This is a genomic window from Pseudomonas sp. C 49-2 (assembly GCF_003970195.1).
Classification (GTDB): Bacteria; Pseudomonadota; Gammaproteobacteria; order Pseudomonadales; family Pseudomonadaceae; genus Aquipseudomonas; species Aquipseudomonas canadensis.
In genome coordinates this window covers 153,851-170,710 of the sequence record NZ_RXYG01000006.1, presented here as the reverse complement: position 1 = coordinate 170,710, position 16,860 = coordinate 153,851, and the positions used below count along the sequence as shown (strand labels likewise).

15 protein-coding genes are annotated in these 16,860 nt (G+C 60.7%); 9 read left to right on the top strand and 6 right to left on the bottom strand.

The window, feature by feature from the left end; all coding sequences use genetic code 11:
• Nucleotides 1–88: 88 nt before the first annotated feature.
• The 5 genes from prpF to EJ576_RS14010 all read right to left on the bottom strand — a co-directional run bounded on the left by prpF (nucleotide 89) and on the right by EJ576_RS14010 (nucleotide 6,963).
• Nucleotides 89–1,279 (bottom strand): 2-methylaconitate cis-trans isomerase PrpF, encoded by a 1,191-nt coding sequence (gene prpF / locus EJ576_RS14030; protein ID WP_126570572.1) that lies wholly within the window; start codon nucleotides 1,277–1,279, stop codon nucleotides 89–91.
• 9 nt (nucleotides 1,280–1,288) lie between these two features.
• Entirely contained in the window at nucleotides 1,289–3,883 is a 2,595-nt protein-coding gene (acnD, locus tag EJ576_RS14025) for a Fe/S-dependent 2-methylisocitrate dehydratase AcnD (RefSeq protein WP_126570571.1), read from the bottom strand.
• A 198-nt stretch (nucleotides 3,884–4,081) separates the two neighbouring features.
• A complete protein-coding gene (prpC, locus tag EJ576_RS14020; protein WP_068935377.1) occupies nucleotides 4,082–5,209 on the bottom strand; it encodes a 2-methylcitrate synthase in 1,128 nt (375 codons plus the stop codon).
• Nucleotides 5,210–5,359: 150 nt separating this feature from the next.
• A complete protein-coding gene (prpB, locus tag EJ576_RS14015; RefSeq protein WP_028617524.1) occupies nucleotides 5,360–6,253 on the bottom strand; it encodes a methylisocitrate lyase in 894 nt (297 codons plus the stop codon).
• Nucleotides 6,253–6,963, bottom strand: coding sequence for a GntR family transcriptional regulator (locus tag EJ576_RS14010; RefSeq protein WP_016979247.1), 711 nt, complete (start codon nucleotides 6,961–6,963; stop codon nucleotides 6,253–6,255). Before EJ576_RS14010 ends, prpB begins: the two co-directional genes overlap by 1 nt.
• 272 nt (nucleotides 6,964–7,235) lie before the next feature.
• Here EJ576_RS14010 and EJ576_RS14005 point away from each other — a divergent pair, with 272 nt between their 5' ends.
• The 6 genes from EJ576_RS14005 to EJ576_RS13980 all read left to right on the top strand — a co-directional run bounded on the left by EJ576_RS14005 (nucleotide 7,236) and on the right by EJ576_RS13980 (nucleotide 12,611).
• Nucleotides 7,236–7,772, top strand: coding sequence for an ATP-dependent zinc protease (locus EJ576_RS14005; protein WP_028617525.1), 537 nt, complete (start codon nucleotides 7,236–7,238; stop codon nucleotides 7,770–7,772).
• 5 nt (nucleotides 7,773–7,777) lie between these two features.
• Nucleotides 7,778–9,310 carry an inactive transglutaminase family protein gene (locus EJ576_RS14000; protein WP_122726520.1) on the top strand — a complete coding sequence of 511 codons (1,533 nt, stop codon included), beginning with the start codon at nucleotides 7,778–7,780 and terminating at the stop codon, nucleotides 9,308–9,310.
• Nucleotides 9,310–10,296, top strand: a complete 987-nt coding sequence (locus EJ576_RS13995) for an alpha-L-glutamate ligase-like protein (RefSeq protein WP_123474544.1) — start codon at nucleotides 9,310–9,312, stop codon at nucleotides 10,294–10,296. The genes EJ576_RS14000 and EJ576_RS13995 overlap by 1 nt, the downstream gene beginning before the upstream one ends.
• 85 nt (nucleotides 10,297–10,381) lie before the next feature.
• Entirely contained in the window at nucleotides 10,382–11,725 is a 1,344-nt protein-coding gene (gene pabB, locus EJ576_RS13990; protein WP_126570570.1) for an aminodeoxychorismate synthase component I, read from the top strand.
• 251 nt (nucleotides 11,726–11,976) lie between these two features.
• Nucleotides 11,977–12,255: a type II toxin-antitoxin system HigB family toxin gene (locus EJ576_RS13985; protein WP_126570569.1), complete on the top strand. Its 279-nt coding sequence runs from the start codon at nucleotides 11,977–11,979 to the stop codon at nucleotides 12,253–12,255.
• A complete protein-coding gene (locus EJ576_RS13980; RefSeq protein WP_126570568.1) occupies nucleotides 12,255–12,611 on the top strand; it encodes a type II toxin-antitoxin system HigA family antitoxin in 357 nt (118 codons plus the stop codon). The genes EJ576_RS13985 and EJ576_RS13980 overlap by 1 nt, the downstream gene beginning before the upstream one ends.
• A 124-nt stretch (nucleotides 12,612–12,735) precedes the next feature.
• On the opposite strand, the gene thrH is transcribed toward EJ576_RS13980, so the two are convergent.
• Nucleotides 12,736–13,353, bottom strand: coding sequence for a bifunctional phosphoserine phosphatase/homoserine phosphotransferase ThrH (gene thrH, locus EJ576_RS13975; protein ID WP_095017258.1), 618 nt, complete (start codon nucleotides 13,351–13,353; stop codon nucleotides 12,736–12,738).
• Nucleotides 13,354–13,506: 153 nt separating this feature from the next.
• Between thrH and EJ576_RS13970 the strand changes: the two genes are divergently transcribed.
• From EJ576_RS13970 to EJ576_RS13960, 3 genes are all read left to right on the top strand, one after another.
• Nucleotides 13,507–14,241: a phosphoadenylyl-sulfate reductase gene (locus tag EJ576_RS13970; protein ID WP_126570567.1), complete on the top strand. Its 735-nt coding sequence runs from the start codon at nucleotides 13,507–13,509 to the stop codon at nucleotides 14,239–14,241.
• 344 nt (nucleotides 14,242–14,585) lie between these two features.
• Entirely contained in the window at nucleotides 14,586–16,112 is a 1,527-nt protein-coding gene (locus tag EJ576_RS13965) for an NCS1 family nucleobase:cation symporter-1 (protein WP_126570566.1), read from the top strand.
• A gap of 13 nt (nucleotides 16,113–16,125) precedes the next feature.
• Nucleotides 16,126–16,854: an aspartate/glutamate racemase family protein gene (locus EJ576_RS13960; protein WP_068935389.1), complete on the top strand. Its 729-nt coding sequence runs from the start codon at nucleotides 16,126–16,128 to the stop codon at nucleotides 16,852–16,854.
• Nucleotides 16,855–16,860 lie beyond the last annotated feature (6 nt).

The following is a 16,860-nucleotide window of genomic DNA, read 5'->3' as shown; positions in this document are numbered from 1 at the left end:
TTTCATCCTCAGGGTCAGGGTTGATGTGTTGCGGAGGGTCTGATTGCCCGCCTTTTGTGTAGGAGCCGGTTTGCCGGCTCCTACAGGGTTAAAACGCGTCGCCAGGGACGCGGACGAAACCTTCCATCAGCACTCGCGCGCTGCGGCTCATGATGGCTTTCTTCACCACCCATTCGCCGTTTACCTGGGTGGCTTCTGCGCCCACACGCAAGGTGCCGGACGGGTGCCCGAAGCGCACCGCATTGCGTTCAATACCACCCGCCGCCAGGTTGACCAAAGTCCCGGAAATCGCCGCCGCCGTGCCAATCGCCACCGCAGCGGTGCCCATCATCGCGTGGTGCAACTTGCCCATGGATAGCGCGCGCACCAGCAGGTCCACATCACCGGCCTTGATCGCTTTGCCACTCGACGCCACGTAGTCCAAAGGCTTGGCCACAAACGCCACCTTCGGCGTGTGCTGACGCTGGGCGGCTTCGTCCAGGTGCTTGATCAGGCCCATGCGCAAGGCGCCATAAGCTCGCACCGTCTCGAACATCGCCAGGGCTTTCGGGTCGCTATTGATCGCGCCTTGCAACTCGGTGCCGGTATAGCCGAGGTCTTCGGCGTTGATGAAGATCGTCGGAATGCCGGCGTTGATCAGCGTGGCCTTGAAGGTGCCGACGCCGGGCACCTCCAGGTCGTCGACCAGGTTGCCGGTGGGGAACATCGAACCACCGCCGCCCTCTTCTTCCGCCGCCGGGTCCATGAACTCCAACTGCACTTCGGCGGCTGGGAAGGTCACGCCGTCCAGTTCGAAATCACCGGTTTCCTGCACCGCACCGTCGGTGATCGGCACATGAGCGATGATGGTTTTGCCGATATTGGCCTGCCACACCCGCACCACGGCCACGCCGTTGTGCGGGACGCGGGCCGGGTCGACCAGGCCGGCGCTGATGGCAAAGGAACCCACCGCCGCCGACAGGTTGCCGCAGTTGCCACTCCAGTCCACGAACGGCTTGTCGATGGAGACCTGGCCGAACAGGTAGTCCACGTCATGCTCGGCGCGGGTACTCTTAGCCAGGATCACGGTTTTGCTGGTGCTCGATGTGGCGCCACCCATGCCGTCGATTTGTTTGTCGTAGGGATCGGGACTACCGATCACCCGCAACAGCAAGGCGTCGCGCGCGGCACCCGGCACCTGCGCCGATTCGGGCAGGTCCTTGAGGCTGAAAAACACGCCTTTGCTGGTGCCGCCACGCATGTAGGTGGCGGGGATCTTGATTTGCGCTACGTGTGCCATGGTGTCCTCTCAGGCCGTCGCCGCCGATTCCAGGAAGTCTTGGGCGAAACGTTGCAACACACCGCCCGCCTCGTAGATCGACACTTCTTCGGCGGTGTCCAGGCGGCAGGTCACCGGCACTTCGACACGTTCGCCATTCTTGCGGTTGATCACCAGGGTCAACTGCGCACGCGGGGTGCGCGCACCCACCACGTCATAGGTTTCGCTGCCATCGATCTTCAGGGTGTTGCGGTCGGTGCCCGGCAGGAACTCCAGCGGCAACACGCCCATGCCCACCAGGTTGGTGCGGTGGATGCGCTCGAAACCTTCAGCGGCAATCGCTTCAACACCGGCCAGGCGCACGCCCTTGGCCGCCCAGTCGCGGGACGAGCCTTGGCCGTAGTCGGCACCGGCAATAATGATCAGCGGCTGCTTGCGCTCCATGTAGGTCTCGATGGCTTCCCACATCCGCGTGACCTGGCCTTCAGGCTCGATGCGCGCCAGGGAACCCTGCTTGACCTTGCCGTTTTCAACCACCATTTCGTTGAACAGTTTCGGGTTGGCGAAGGTGGCGCGCTGCGCAGTCAAGTGGTCGCCACGGTGAGTCGCATAGGAGTTGAAGTCGACCTCCGGCAGGCCCATTTTCGCCAGGTATTCGCCGGCGGCGCTGTCGAGCATGATTGCGTTGGACGGCGACAGGTGGTCGGTGGTGATGTTGTCGGGCAGCACCGCCAGCGGGCGCATGCCCTTGAGCGGACGAGCACCGGCCAGCGCGCCTTCCCAGTAAGGCGGGCGGCGGATGTAAGTGCTTTGTGGGCGCCAGTCGTACAGCGGCGCGACTTTCGGGCCGGTGTCTTCGTGGATGGCAAACATCGGGATATACACCGCGCGGAACTGCTCTGGCTTGACCGAGGCCTTGACCACCGCGTCGATCTCTTCGTCGCTCGGCCAGATGTCCTGCAGGCGGATCTCCTTGCCGTTGGCGTCCAGGCCAAGCACGTCTTTCTCGATGTCGAAACGGATAGTGCCGGCAATCGCGTAGGCCACTACCAGCGGCGGCGACGCCAGGAAAGCCTGCTTGGCATACGGGTGGATACGCCCGTCGAAGTTGCGGTTGCCCGAAAGCACGGCGGTGGCGTACAGGTCGCGGTCGATGATTTCCTGCTGGATCACTGGGTCGAGCGCGCCGGACATGCCGTTGCAGGTGGTGCAGGCAAACGCCACCACGCCAAACCCGAGTTTTTCCAGCTCGTGGCCCAGACCCGCTTCCTCCAGGTACATGGCCACGGTTTTCGAGCCGGGCGCCAGGGACGATTTGACCCATGGTTTGCGCGTCAGCCCCAGCTTGTTGGCATTGCGCGCCAAGAGGCCTGCAGCAATCACGTTGCGCGGGTTGCTGGTGTTGGTGCAACTGGTGATGGCCGCGATGATCACCGCGCCGTCGGGCATTTGCCCCGGCACTTCGTCCCACTGGCCGGAAATGCCCTTGGACGCCAGGTCGCTGGTGGCAACGCGGGCATGCGGGTTGCTCGGGCCTGCCATGTTACGCACGACGCTGGACAGATCGAACGTAAGGCCGCGCTCGTATTGCGCGCCTTTCAGGTCATCCGCCCACAGGCCGGTGTGGCGGGCGTATTGCTCAACCAGGGTGACTTGTTCGTCTTCACGGCCAGTGAGCTTGAGGTAGGCGATGGTCTGCTGGTCGATATAGAACATCGCCGCAGTGGCGCCGTATTCCGGGGCCATGTTGGAGATGGTCGCGCGGTCGCCCAGGGTCAGTGCCGAAGCGCCTTCACCGAAGAACTCCAGCCAGGCGCCGACCACTTTCTGCTTACGCAGGAACTCGGTCAGCGCCAGCACCATGTCGGTGGCGGTGATGCCCGGCAGCAGCTTGCCGGTGAGTTCCACGCCGACGCTTTCCGGCAGGCGCATCCATGAAGCGCGGCCGAGCATCACACTTTCCGCTTCCAGGCCGCCGACGCCAATGGCGATCACGCCCAGCGCGTCAACGTGAGGGGTGTGACTGTCGGTGCCGACGCAGGTGTCCGGGAATGCCACACCGTCACGCACCTGGATCACCGGAGACATTTTCTCCAGGTTGATCTGGTGCATGATGCCGTTGCCGGGTGGGATCACGTCGACGTTCTTGAAAGCCTTTTTGGTCCACTCGATAAAGTGGAAACGGTCTTCATTGCGACGGTCTTCGATGGCCCGGTTTTTCTCGAACGCGTCCGGGTCGAAACCACCGGCTTCGACGGCCAGGGAGTGGTCGACGATCAGTTGGGTCGGCACCACCGGGTTGACCTGGGCCGGGTCGCCGCCTTGCTGGGCGATGGCATCGCGCAGGCCGGCGAGGTCGACCAGCGCGGTCTGGCCGAGAATGTCATGGCACACCACACGCGCCGGGAACCACGGAAAGTCGAGGTCGCGCTTGCGTTCGATCAGTTGGCTGAGGGAAGCGTTGAGGGTGGCCGGATCGCAGCGACGCACCAGGTTTTCCGCGAGTACGCGGGAGGTGTAAGGCAAGGTAGCGTAGGCGCCGGGGGTGATTGCCTCGACCGCCGCACGGGCGTCGAAGTAGTCCAGGCGACTGCCGGGGAGCGGTTTGCGGAATTCAGTGTTCATCGGTCAGGACTCGGTCACGGTGGTTGCAAAAGGAGCCCACGGATCCTGGGAGAGAATGCGATCAAAAGGTGGGAGCGGGCTTGCTCGCGAAGGCGGTTTAACAGTCGCCATGTGTGTTGAATGACACACCGCTTTCGCGAGCAAGCCCGCTCCCACATTTTTGATCCGGTTTCACCCCGGGTTCAGCGGTTTCTCCATTCAGCGACGTTCGATTGGCACGAACTTGCGCTGCTCTACGCCGGTGTACTCGGCGCTTGGACGGATGATGCGGTTGTTGGCGCGCTGCTCGAACACGTGGGCAGCCCAGCCAGTCAGGCGCGAGCACACGAAAATCGGCGTGAACAGCTTGGTCGGGATGCCCATGAAGTGGTACGCCGAGGCATGGTAGAAGTCGGCGTTGGGGAACAGTTTCTTCTGCTCCCACATGGTCTTGTCGATGGCTTCGGAGACCGGGAACAGCACCTTGTCACCGACTTCGTCAGCGAGTTTTTTCGACCAGCCCTTGATCACTTCATTACGCGGGTCGCTGTCTTTGTAGATCGCGTGGCCGAAGCCCATGATCTTGTCCTTGCGCGCCAGCATACCGAGGGTGCCTTCGACCGCTTCTTCAGCGGACGAGAAACGCTCGATCATCTCCATCGCCGCTTCGTTGGCGCCGCCATGCAGCGGGCCACGCAGGGAGCCGATGGCGGCGGTGACGCAGGAATACAGGTCGGACAGGGTTGACGCACACACCCGCGCAGTGAAGGTCGAAGCGTTGAATTCGTGTTCCGCGTAGAGGATCAACGAAACGTTCATGACCTTGACGTGCAACTCGCTCGGCTTCTTGCCGTGCAGCAGGTGCAGGAAGTGGCCGCCAATGGAGGGTTCATCGGTCACGCAATCGATGCGTTTGCCGTCATGGCTGAAGCGATACCAGTAGCACATGATCGCCGGGAAGGCGGCCAGCAGGCGGTCAGTGACGTCGTGCTGCGCGCCAAAATCTTTCTCGGGCTCGATATTGCCCAGGAATGAGCAACCGGTGCGCATCACGTCCATCGGGTGAGCGTCGGCGGGGATGCGTTCCAGCACTTCTTTCAGCGCTTGCGGCAGGTCGCGCAGCTTGCTCAGCTTGGCGCTGTAGGCGGCCAGTTCGGCCTTGGTCGGCAGTTCGCCGTACAGCAGCAGGTAAGCGACTTCTTCAAACTGCGCATCGGCGGCCAGTTCGCGCACGTCGTAGCCGCGATAAGTCAGGCCGGCGCCGGCCTGGCCCACGGTGGACAGTGCAGTCTGCCCGGCCACCTGGCCACGCAGGCCGGCGCCACTCAATACTTTTGCTTCAGCCATTTTTCTTCTCCAATCTTGTATTTATAAGGAGGCCTTGGTTAATCGCGGCCCTGTAGGAGCCGGCTTGCCGGCGATAGGCCCTTGAGGCTTGCGCCAGGTTCGAAGGCGCAATCGCCGGCAAGCCGGCTCCTACAGTTGTTCGTCAGGCATTTATTTCTTGGCGGCAAACAGCGCGTCGAGCTTCTGCTCGAAGGTGTGGTAGTCGATGCGATCGTAAAGCTCCATGCGGGTCTGCATGGTGTCGATCACGTTCTGTTGGGTGCCATCGCGACGGATCGCGGTATAGACATTCTCGGCGGCCTTGTTCATGGCGCGGAAGGCCGAGAGCGGGTACAGCACGATGGAAACATCGGCAGATTTCAACTGTTCGGTGGTGTACAGCGGCGTGGCGCCGAACTCGGTGATGTTGGCCAGGATCGGGGCCTTCACCTTTGACGCAAAGAGCTTGTACATCTCAAGTTCAGTGATGGCTTCCGGGAACACCATGTCGGCGCCGGCTTCAATGCAAGCGGCGGCGCGCTCCAGCGCAGACTCCAAACCCTCCACCGCCAGGGCATCGGTGCGGGCCATGATCACGAAGCTGTCATCGGTGCGCGCATCCACGGCAGCTTTGATGCGGTCGACCATTTCCTGCTGGGACACGATTTCCTTGTTCGGGCGGTGGCCGCAGCGCTTGGCGCCGACCTGGTCTTCGATATGGATCGCGGCCGCGCCGAACTTGATCATCGACTTGACCGTGCGCGCCACGTTGAACGCCGAGGAGCCGAAACCGGTGTCCACGTCCACCAGCAGCGGCAGGTCGCAGACGTCGGTGATGCGGCGCACGTCAGTCAGCACGTCATCCAGGCCAGTAATCCCCAGATCCGGCACGCCAAGAGAACCGGCAGCCACACCGCCACCCGACAGGTAGATCGCCTTGAAACCGGCGCGTTTGGCCAGCAGCGCGTGGTTGGCATTGATAGCACCGACCACCTGCAAAGGATGCTCGCTGGCGACCGCGTCACGGAAACGCTGGCCTGGAGTCGTCTTATTATTGGAACTCATCATTCACCTCGTGATTGGGCAGTGCCGTCCGGGAAGTGACGGGCAATGTTGCGTTTGGATGCGCCGATATGCCGGCGCATCAACAGTTCGGCCAGTTCACCGTCGCGATCGGCAATTGCGTCAAGGATGCGGTGGTGCTCGGCAAAGGCCTGGCGTGGACGATTGGGGGTGGCGGAGAACTGGATGCGGTACATGCGCACCAATTGGTACAGCTCGCCGCAGAGCATTTGGGTCAGGGTACGGTTACCGGCGCCTTGAATGATCCGGTAATGAAAATCGAAGTCGCCCTCCTGCTGGTAGTAACCAAGGCCGGCCTGGAAGGCTTCATCGCGCTCATGGGTATGCAGCACCTGGCGTAGCTCTTCGATTTCCGCATCGGTCATTCGCTCGGCGGCCAGGCGACAGGCCATGCCTTCGAGGGATTCGCGGATTTCATAGAGCTCGATCAGCTCGGCGTGGCTCAATGAAACCACCCGAGCGCCGACATGCGGCACGCGCACCAGCAGGCGCTGGCCTTCCAGCCGATGGATCGCCTCGCGCAGCGGGCCGCGGCTGATGCCATAGGTGCGCGCCAGTTCCGGCTCGGAGATCTTGCTGCCGGGAGCGATCTCACCCTTGACGATGGCGGCCTGGATACGCCGGAAGACGTTCTCGGACATGGTCTGGGAATCGTCTTGCGCCACCACTGGGGATTCCAGCTGATCCAGCATATTGTCGACACCTTTAAAAGCAATGCCGCAAAAACTAGCCAATCAGCCCTGGATAGTCAAAGAATAAATCCATATTGTCGACAATCGTCTAATAACCGCCGATGCACCCTTGCAGGGCATGGCCGCCTGCCAGCGCTGGCGCCAAAAAAGCATCATGTTAGAATGCCCGCCACTTTTGCCTGACATCGCGAGATGAAACGGCGCACGAGGGAGCTTGCGCAGTAATGCCAGTCGCCTTGAATTGAACATCGCACTGCACCGCCTCGGGATTTATGAGACTCAAGCCCTTCCTTCTATTGATTTGCCTCCTGGCTGCACCGGGCCTTGGCGTCGCCGCCGAGAAGACCGTGTACGGCCTCAACGAATACGCCCAGTTGGCCGGGATCGACCTGGAAGTCGCCGCCAAACTGGACACCGGCGCCAAGACCGCCTCCCTCAGTGCCCGCGATATCAAGCGCTTCAAGCGCAACGGCGAATCCTGGGTGCGTTTCTACCTGGCCATCGACACTGCCCATTCCCACCCCATCGAACGCCCCCTGGCCCGCGTCAGCAAGATCAAGCGCCGCGCCGGTGACTATGACCCCGATGAGGACAAGAACTACACCGCCCGTCCGGTGATTGCCCTGGATATCTGCATGGGCACCGCTTTACGCAGCATCGAAGTGAACTTGACTGACCGCAGCGCATTCCAATACCCGCTGCTGATCGGCTCCGAAGCGCTGAAACGCTTTGATGCGCTGGTCGACCCCAGTCTTAAATACGCAGCAGGCAAACCCGCCTGCGCCGCCGACGCTCATACCGCCGAGTAAACCGAATGCGCTCTCTGACCCTGCACCTGAAAATCCTCATCGCCATCCTGGTGGTGTTGGGTATTTCGGTCACCGCCTACCAGATCTTCGTGCTGGGGATCCCCGTCACCGAGGACGCCACCGACGACTTGTGGAACATCGACGCCAAGGTCGAGTTCGTCGCCAACCCGAAAGACCCGGTGAAGATCCAGATGTTCGTGCCGCCCCTGAGCCGCGACTTCGTCAGCCTCAACGAGAGCTTTATCTCGAACAACTACGGCGTGAGCGTCAACCGCACCGACGGCAACCGCAAGGTGACCTGGTCGGCACGCCGCGCCAAGGGCAACCAGACCCTGTATTACCGCCTGGTCCTCACCAAGCGTTACAGCGGTGAAAAGGTCAAGGTCAAGGGCCCGACCTTCCGCGACAGCATTGCCGTGGAAGGCCCGGAAAAAATCGCCGCCGAAGCCCTGCTGGCGCCGATCCGCCAGCACTCGGCCGACGTCGAGACCTTTATCAGCGAAGCCATCAAGCGCACCAACAACCTCAATGACGACAATGTGAAGCTGCTGCTGGCGGGCGACCCCTCCATCCCGCACAAGGCCAAGATCGTCGAGTTGCTGCTGTCCATCGCCCACGTACCAGTGGAAAAGGTCCACACCATCCGCCTGGTGGCCGACCAGCCGCAAACCCCGGAACTCTGGCTGCGCAGCTTCAATGGCAGTGACTGGCTGTACTTCAACCCGGAAACCGGCGAACAGGGCCTGCCCACCGACCGCCTGCTGTGGTGGACCGGTGATGAAAACCTGATCACCGTCGATGGCGGCAAGAAGGCCATGGTGACCTTCAGCCTGAACAACAGCGAAATGAACGCGATTCGCCTGGCCAAGCTGACGGACGAGAACACCGACGCCAACTTCCTCGAATATTCGCTGTACGGCCTGCCGCTGCAAACCCAGCAGACCTTCATGATCATGGTGATGATCCCGATTGGCGTGCTGGTGATTTTGATCCTGCGCAACTTGATCGGCCTGCAGACCCTGGGCACGTTCACGCCGGTACTGATCGCCCTGGCGTTCCGCGAGACGCAACTGGGCTTCGGGATTGTGCTGTTTACGATTATCACGGCGCTGGGGCTGTCCCTCAGGTCGTACCTGGAACACCTGAAATTGCAGATGCTGCCGAGGTTGTCGGTGGTGCTGACGTTCGTGGTGGTGCTGATCGCGGCGATCAGCCTGTTCAGCCATAAACTGGGGCTGGAGCGCGGGTTGTCGGTGGCGCTGTTCCCGATGGTGATTTTGACCATGACCATCGAACGCCTGTCGATCACCTGGGAAGAGCGCGGCGCCAACCATGCGCTGAAAGTGGCGATTGGTACGCTGTTCGCCGCGTCCCTGGCGCACCTGATCATGAGCGTGCCGGAGCTGGTGTACTTCGTGTTTACCTTCCCGGCAATCCTGCTGATTCTGGTGGGCTTCATGCTGGCCATGGGTCGTTATCGCGGCTACCGCCTGACCGAGCTGGTGCGTTTCAAGGCCTTCCTGAAGGCTGACCAGTAATGTTCGGTTTCTGGAAGACCTGGAAAGCCCTGGAAGCGCGGGGAATCATGGGCATCAATCGGCGTAACGCCGACTACGTGCTCAAGTACAACAAGCGCAGCCTGTACCCGATCGTGGATGACAAGATCATCACCAAGGAGCGCGCACTGGCCGCCGGCATTCATGTGCCGGAGATGTACGGGGTGATTTCCACCGAGAAGGAGATCGACAAGCTCGACGATATCATCGGCGGGCGCAGCGACTTCGTGATCAAGCCGGCCCAGGGCGCCGGCGGTGACGGCATCCTGGTGGTGGCAGACCGCTTTGAAGGGCGCTATCGCACGGTGTCCGGCAAGATCATCAGCCATGAAGAGATTGAGCATCAGATTTCCAGCATCCTCACCGGCCTGTACTCGCTCGGCGGCCACCGCGACCGTGCGTTGATCGAATACCGCGTGGTGCCTGACCAGATCTTCAAGAGCATCAGCTATGAAGGCGTGCCGGACATCCGCATCATCGTGCTGATGGGCTACCCGGTGATGGCCATGCTGCGCTTGCCGACCCGTCAGTCGGGCGGCAAGGCCAACCTGCACCAAGGGGCGATTGGCGTGGGTGTCGACCTCGCGACCGGCCTGACCCTGCGGGGCACCTGGCTAAACAACATCATCACCAAACACCCCGACACCACCAACGCGGTGGATGGCGTGCAACTGCCCAACTGGGACGGTTTCATGAAGCTTGCGGCGGGTTGCTATGAGCTGTGCGGGTTGGGCTATATCGGCGTGGACATGGTGCTGGACCAGGAGAAAGGCCCGCTGATTCTTGAGTTGAACGCGCGGCCGGGGCTGAATATCCAGATTGCCAACGACTGCGGTTTGACCCTGCGTACGCATGCGGTGGAAGCGCGGCTGGAAGAACTGAAAGCCGCTGGCGTAACGGAAACGCCGGAGGAGCGGGTGAGGTTCGTGCAGGAAATGTTTGGGCATATTCCACCTGTGGAAGGCTGAAGATCGCATCGCCGGCAAGCCGGCGCCTACAGTGGAATGCGGTACAATTGCCGCCCCTTCTATGCCCATAGCTGATTCGCCTCGCATGTCGACCTGCTCTGTATACCCACTGCCTTACCAGGCCAACCCCGCTGCGTATTTTGCGGCGATTCGCAATGCGCCTGGCGCGGTGCTGCTGGACAGCGGCCGACCGGCAGCTGAGCGCGGGCGTTATGACCTGCTGAGCGCCTGGCCACAAGCGACATTGACGGTTTCACCTGACGAAAGCGGTGGTGATTTCCTGCAACGCTTGCGGGAAAACCTTACGCAGTTGGGCGAGGCGGATCTGCCCGCGGGCTATGAGCTGCCGTTTGCGGGCGGGCTGATCGGCTACCTGAGCTATGATTTTGGTCGCCATCTTGAGCACATGCCGCACCTTGCCGCGGACGATTTGCACCTGCCGGACGCGCGCTTCGGGCTATATGCCTGGGCGTTGATCAGCGATCATCAGGCGCAGACCAGCCAGCTTGTGTTTCATCCGGCACTGGCCGAGAGCGAGCAACAACGCTTGATCACTCTGTTCAGCCAGCCGGTAGCCAGCAACGCGGTGACCTTCAAGCTTAAAGGCCCCATGGCTCCGGACCTCAGCGCCGAGGCCTATCGCCAGGCTATCGTGCGCATCCAGGACTACATCCAGGCAGGCGACTGCTACCAGGTCAACTTTGCCCAGCGCTTCCGAGCGTCGTGCGCGGGCGATCCCTGGGTTGCCTACTGCGCCCTGCGCGAAGCCTGCCCGACGCCGTTCTCCGGATTCCAGAGCCTGCCGGACGACGGCGCGGTGCTGAGCCTGTCGCCCGAGCGCTTTGTGCATATCAGCGAGCGCCGCGTCGAAACCCGGCCGATCAAAGGCACCCGCCCCCGCGGCCTGACGCCCGAAGACGACGCCGCCAACGCCGCCGAACTGCTGGCCAGCCCCAAGGATCGCGCCGAAAACCTGATGATCGTCGACCTGCTGCGCAACGATCTCGGCCGCACCTGCCGCACAGGCTCGGTGAGCGTGCCAGAGCTGTTCAGCCTGGAGAGCTACCCCAACGTGCACCACCTGGTGAGCAGCGTCATCGGCGAATTGGCCGATGGCAAAGACGCCCTCGACCTGATCGCCGGCAGCTTCCCAGGCGGCTCCATCACTGGCGCGCCGAAGATCCGCGCGATGCAGATCATCGACGAACTTGAGCCGACGCGACGCGGGTTGTACTGCGGGTCGCTGGTGTATCTGGATGTGCGGGGAGAGATGGACAGCTCCATCGCCATTCGCAGTTTGTTGGTCAAGGATGGGCAGGTGTGCTGCTGGGGTGGCGGCGGGATTGTGGCGGATTCGCAGTGGGAGGCGGAGTATCAGGAGTCGCTGACCAAGGTGCGGGTGCTGTTACAAACTTTGGAAAACCTGTAGCCCCCAGGCTCCTCCTGGCTCTGCAACATAGGGCCAGGCAGGAAGAAAGATCCTGATACGGAACGACTGTGGACGCTGAGTGAACTGGAAGATAGCGTCCAGCTCTGACCGGCGACCCGCCGTTTGTGAGGGATCACATGAAGCGTCTGCTTACTCGTCAGAAATTGTTTCCGAGATTGCATCTCAACTCAACCACACCTATCACCTCCCAAATTGGGAGGTGGCAGCGATGCGAATAATCTCTCTCTACCTTGCGAATATTCTGGGAAAGCCACTCAGCTTATTCCGACGCCAAAACGCCTCTTGTCGAGCTGTATCGCCATATGGAAAAGGCGAATTACCCAACGCCGCAAGCGCTCAAAGCAGAGCTTAGAGCGGCAAGCATTCTTAAAAGTGGCAGGGTTGTCTTCAACGTGGCCGGCAACAAGTACCGAGTGATCATTGCGATCAACTATCAGCGACAGCTTGGGTTCATACGTTTCGTGGGGACTCATGCCCAGTATGATCAGATCAACGCGGAGACCGTGTGATGAACATCAAACCTATACATTCCCATGAGGATCTAACTGCTGCGCTTGCGCGCGTGGAGCAGATATGGGGAGCGCAGATCGGCTCACCTGAGGGTGACGAGCTGGAAATTCTTGCTGTCCTCATTGAGAAGTACGAGGCAGAGCATTTTCCGATGCCGCCCTCGGACCCTGTGGAAGCGATCAAATTTCGCATGGAGCAACTGGGCATGACCGCCCGCGACCTGGAGCCATTTATCGGCACCAGCGGGCGGGTGTCCGAAGTGCTCAATCACAAGCGCAAGTTGAGCTTGTCGATGATCAAGCGCTTGCATGAGGGCTTACGCATTCCTTATGAGCGCTTACTGGCTGGCATATGAGATTTGCGGCGTCTGTGGAGGCCCCATCGCGGGCAAGCCCGGCTCCCACAATTGATCGGGTTCACACCACCCAAAGGTGGGAGCTGGCTTGCCTGCGAAGAGGCCATCCGCCGCACTGAAAAACTTACAGGCTCAACGCCCGATTCGACGCCTTGATGAACTCTTTCTTCAAGTCCTCAAAGGTGTGCACCGCCGGGAACTGCGGGAACTCGCGAATCACATTCTCCGGCGCATGGAACAGAATCCCACGGTCGGCTTCGCCCAGCATGGTGGTGTCGTTGTAGGAATCACCGGCGGCGATCACGCGGTAGTAAAGGGTCTTGAAGGCCAATACCGACTGGCGCTTCGGGTCTTTCTGGCGCAGTTGGTAACTCACCACGCGATCGGTTTCGTCAGTGATCAGGCGGTGGCACAGCAAGGTCGGGAAACCCAGTTGACGCATCAGCGGCTGGGAGAATTCATAGAAGGTGTCGGACAGGATCACCACTTGGAAGCGCTCGCGCAGCCAGTTGACGAACTCGACAGCGCCGTCCAGCGGCTTGAGGGTAGCGATCACTGCCTGGATATCCGCGAGCTTGAGCCCGTGTTCATCGAGGATGCGCAGGCGCTGCTTCATCAGCACGTCGTAGTCGGGAATGTCCCGAGTGGTGGCCCGCAGGGATTCAATACCGGTTTTTTCGGCGAAGGCGATCCAGATTTCCGGCACCAGCACCCCTTCCAGGTCGAGACAGGCAATTTCCACAAGACACTCCCATTGTTGATGTTGTCGGTTGAGCGAGCAAAAGGACTGCCGAACTCTAGCGATTCAAGCTCGCCGCCGCAACGCAGAGCGGATTTTGATACCATCGCTCCCCTATAGAGCGCTCAGCGCCACTGACCTGTAGGAACCGTCCTGATGAACCAAGCCTTCGACGTCGCTGAACTCGCCGCGACTTACGCCAACAAATCTGCCCAGGACACTCTCAAACTGGCGTTCAGCCAGTTCGGTGATGACCTGTGGATTTCCTTCAGCGGCGCCGAGGACGTGGTGCTGGTGGACATGGCCTGGAAGCTGAACAAGAACGTCAAGGTGTTCAGCCTCGACACCGGCCGCCTGCACCCGGAGACCTACCGGTTTATCGAGCAGGTGCGCGAGTTCTATAAAATCGACATCGAACTGATCTCGCCGGACCAGAGCAAACTGGAACCCTTCGTCAAAGAAAAGGGCCTGTTCAGCTTCTACAAGGACGGCCATGGCGAATGCTGCGGCGTACGCAAGATCGAGCCGCTGCGCCGCAAACTCTCCGGCGTCAGTGCCTGGGCCACCGGCCAGCGCCGTGACCAGAGCCCGGGCACCCGCAGCCAGGTGGCGGCGCTGGAAATCGACACAGCCTTCTCCACCCCGGAACGCACCCTGTACAAGTTCAACCCGCTGGCGCAGATGACCAGTGAGGAAGTCTGGGGTTACATCCGTATGCTGGAGTTGCCGTACAACAGCCTGCATGAGCGTGGCTTTATCAGCATCGGCTGCGAACCCTGCACCCGCCCGGTGCTGCCGAACCAGCACGAACGCGAAGGCCGCTGGTGGTGGGAAGAAGCCACGCAGAAGGAATGCGGGCTGCATGCGGGGAATATCATCAGCAAGGCGTGACCCTCGATCTGTACACAAGAATGTCACCATTAGTGCCATTCTTGTGTGCACTTATAAAATTACGCACCGAAAAGTTACATTCTTCCCCGCCTCAACACCCTCGCTGTTTTGCACACACTTCACCCAACAAAATAAATAGCTGTTCAAACGGTCAATTTATATCGCTTTGAATTCAGCTAGTTATTTCATGCGCCTATAAAAACGAAATTACCCACAGTTTTCATAGATCAGAAACTGGCACGCAAGTGGCTTAAGGTGAAATGCGCTTTGTATACAATAAATACAAAACCTACATACACTTTGCCATCTGCGGCTTGGCTGCCGATGCGCTGGAGCCTGCCGGAATGCGTACAAGCCTCTCGAATAACATCGCACTGGATCTGCCCTCCTCCCTGAAGCCCGAAGCCATCGAGCCAGGCCCGCTGGTGCTCAGCCCACGCCTGCACAACAAGGACTTGGCGCCCACCAAAGTCGAAGGCCGGCGCTGGGGGCGCTACAGCATCTTTGCGCTGTGGACCAATGACGTGCACAACATCGCCAACTATTCCTTCGCCATTGGCCTGTATGCCTTGGGCCTGGGCGGCTGGCAGATTCTGCTGTCCTTAGGGATTGGCGCGGCGCTGGTGTACTTCTTCATGAACCTGTCGGGATACATGGGGCAGAAGACCGGCGTGCCCTTTCCGGTGATCAGCCGTATCAGCTTCGGCATTCATGGCGCGCAGATTCCGGCGTTGATTCGCGCGGTGATTGCGATTGCCTGGTTCGGTATCCAGACCTACTTGGCTTCGGTAGTTTTCCGAGTGCTTTTAACGGCAATTCATCCGGGTTTTGCCGACTACGACCACAACTCGATCCTGGGCCTGTCGTCGCTCGGCTGGGCCTGTTTCGTGGCGATCTGGTTGGTGCAATTGGTGATCCTGGCCTACGGCATGGAGATGGTGCGCCGCTACGAAGGCTTCGCCGGGCCGGTGATTCTGCTGACGGTGGCATCGTTGGCTGGTTGGATGTATTTCCAAACCGCTGGGAATATCGCCTGGTCGATCCGCGAACCGCTGCGCGGCGGCGAGATGTGGCGCAATATATTTGCCGGTGGCGCGCTGTGGCTGGCGATCTACGGCACGCTGATCCTCAATTTCTGCGACTTCGCCCGCTCTTCGCCGTGCCGCAAAACCATCCAGGTTGGCAACTTCTGGGGCCTGCCGGTGAATATCCTGGTGTTTGCCGTGATCACCGTGCTGCTGTGTGGCGGGCAATTCCAGCTCAATGGCCGGGTGATCGAAAGCCCCACTGAAATCATCGCGGCGATTCCCAGCACCTTTTTCCTGGTGCTCGGTTGCCTGGCGTTCCTGATCGTCACCGTGGCAGTGAACATCATGGCCAACTTCGTCGCACCGGCCTTTGTGCTGAGCAACCTGGCGCCCAAGTACCTGAACTTCCGTCGCGCCGGGTTGATCAGCGCCACCGTGGCGGTGTTGATTCTGCCGTGGAACCTCTACAACAGCCCGTTGGTGATCGTCTATTTCCTTTCCGGCCTGGGCGCCCTGCTGGGGCCGCTGTATGGGGTGATCATGGTGGATTACTGGTTGATCCGTAAAAGCCGGGTGGACGTATTGCAGCTGTATAGCGAAGACCCGAATGGCGTTTATTACTACAGCCGTGGGGTCAATTTACGCGCAGTAGCGGCCTTTATTCCCGCAGCCGTGATTGCCATTCTCCTGGCGCTGCTGCCCGGTTTCGCCAGCGTGTCTCCGTTTTCCTGGATGTTTGGCGCCGGTATTGCAGGGGTGCTGTACCTGCTGATCGCCAAGCGTCAGCCGTTCTACGCCGATGTCAGCGGCGAAAGCATTGCAGTCGATAACGTCAGTCATTAATCAAGGACATTCCATGCGTATCCTCGTGGTCAACGTCAACACTACCGAATCCATCACTGAAACCATCGCCCAGCAGGCACGGGCGGTGGCTGCGCCCGGCACTGAGATTGTCGGGCTCACGCCCTACTTCGGCGCGGAGTCGGTGGAAGGCAACTTTGAAAGCTACCTGGCGGCCATCGCGGTGATGGACCGGGTGATGGCCTACGACCAGCCGTTCGACGCGGTGATCCAGGCCGGCTACGGCGAGCACGGCCGCGAAGGCTTGCAGGAACTGCTGAACGTGCCGGTGGTGGACATCACCGAAGCGGCCGCCAGCACGGCGATGTTCCTCGGTCACGCCTACTCGGTGGTGACCACCCTGGACCGCACCGTCCCGCTGATCGAAGACCGCCTGAAACTGGCCGGCCTGTACCAACGCTGTGCCTCGGTGCGGGCCAGTGGGATGGCGGTGCTGGAGTTGGAAGAAAATCCGTTGGCGGCCATGGAAGCCATCGTGCGCCAGGCCGAACTGGCCATCAGCGAAGACAAGGCCGAGGTGATCTGCCTGGGCTGTGGTGGCATGGCCGGGCTGGATGAGCAGATTCGCCAGCGCACCGGTGTGCCGGTGGTGGACGGTGTGACCGCTGCGGTGACCATCGCCGAGTCGCTGGTGCGGTTGGGGTTGTCGACGTCGAAGATCAGGACCTATGCAACGCCGAGGGCGAAGAAGGTGATTGGCTGGCCGGGCCAGTTCGGACGGTAGACCGAG

What these genes read in the sequence shown, in the direction of transcription:
- EJ576_RS13960 (WP_068935389.1), top strand. Translation starts at nt 16,126, where the DNA reads ATGCGTATCCTCGTGGTCAACGTCAACACTACCGAATCCATCACTGAA.
- EJ576_RS13980 (WP_126570568.1), top strand. Translation starts at nt 12,255, where the DNA reads ATGAACATCAAACCTATACATTCCCATGAGGATCTAACTGCTGCGCTT.
- EJ576_RS13970 (WP_126570567.1), top strand. Translation starts at nt 13,507, where the DNA reads ATGAACCAAGCCTTCGACGTCGCTGAACTCGCCGCGACTTACGCCAAC.
- EJ576_RS14000 (WP_122726520.1), top strand. Translation starts at nt 7,778, where the DNA reads ATGCGCTCTCTGACCCTGCACCTGAAAATCCTCATCGCCATCCTGGTG.
- prpC (WP_068935377.1), bottom strand. Translation starts at nt 5,209, where the DNA reads ATGGCTGAAGCAAAAGTATTGAGTGGCGCCGGCCTGCGTGGCCAGGTG.
- EJ576_RS14005 (WP_028617525.1), top strand. Translation starts at nt 7,236, where the DNA reads ATGAGACTCAAGCCCTTCCTTCTATTGATTTGCCTCCTGGCTGCACCG.
- pabB (WP_126570570.1), top strand. Translation starts at nt 10,382, where the DNA reads ATGTCGACCTGCTCTGTATACCCACTGCCTTACCAGGCCAACCCCGCT.
- EJ576_RS13995 (WP_123474544.1), top strand. Translation starts at nt 9,310, where the DNA reads ATGTTCGGTTTCTGGAAGACCTGGAAAGCCCTGGAAGCGCGGGGAATC.
- EJ576_RS13965 (WP_126570566.1), top strand. Translation starts at nt 14,586, where the DNA reads ATGCGTACAAGCCTCTCGAATAACATCGCACTGGATCTGCCCTCCTCC.
- prpF (WP_126570572.1), bottom strand. Translation starts at nt 1,279, where the DNA reads ATGGCACACGTAGCGCAAATCAAGATCCCCGCCACCTACATGCGTGGC.
- acnD (WP_126570571.1), bottom strand. Translation starts at nt 3,883, where the DNA reads ATGAACACTGAATTCCGCAAACCGCTCCCCGGCAGTCGCCTGGACTAC.
- EJ576_RS14010 (WP_016979247.1), bottom strand. Translation starts at nt 6,963, where the DNA reads ATGCTGGATCAGCTGGAATCCCCAGTGGTGGCGCAAGACGATTCCCAG.
- prpB (WP_028617524.1), bottom strand. Translation starts at nt 6,253, where the DNA reads ATGAGTTCCAATAATAAGACGACTCCAGGCCAGCGTTTCCGTGACGCG.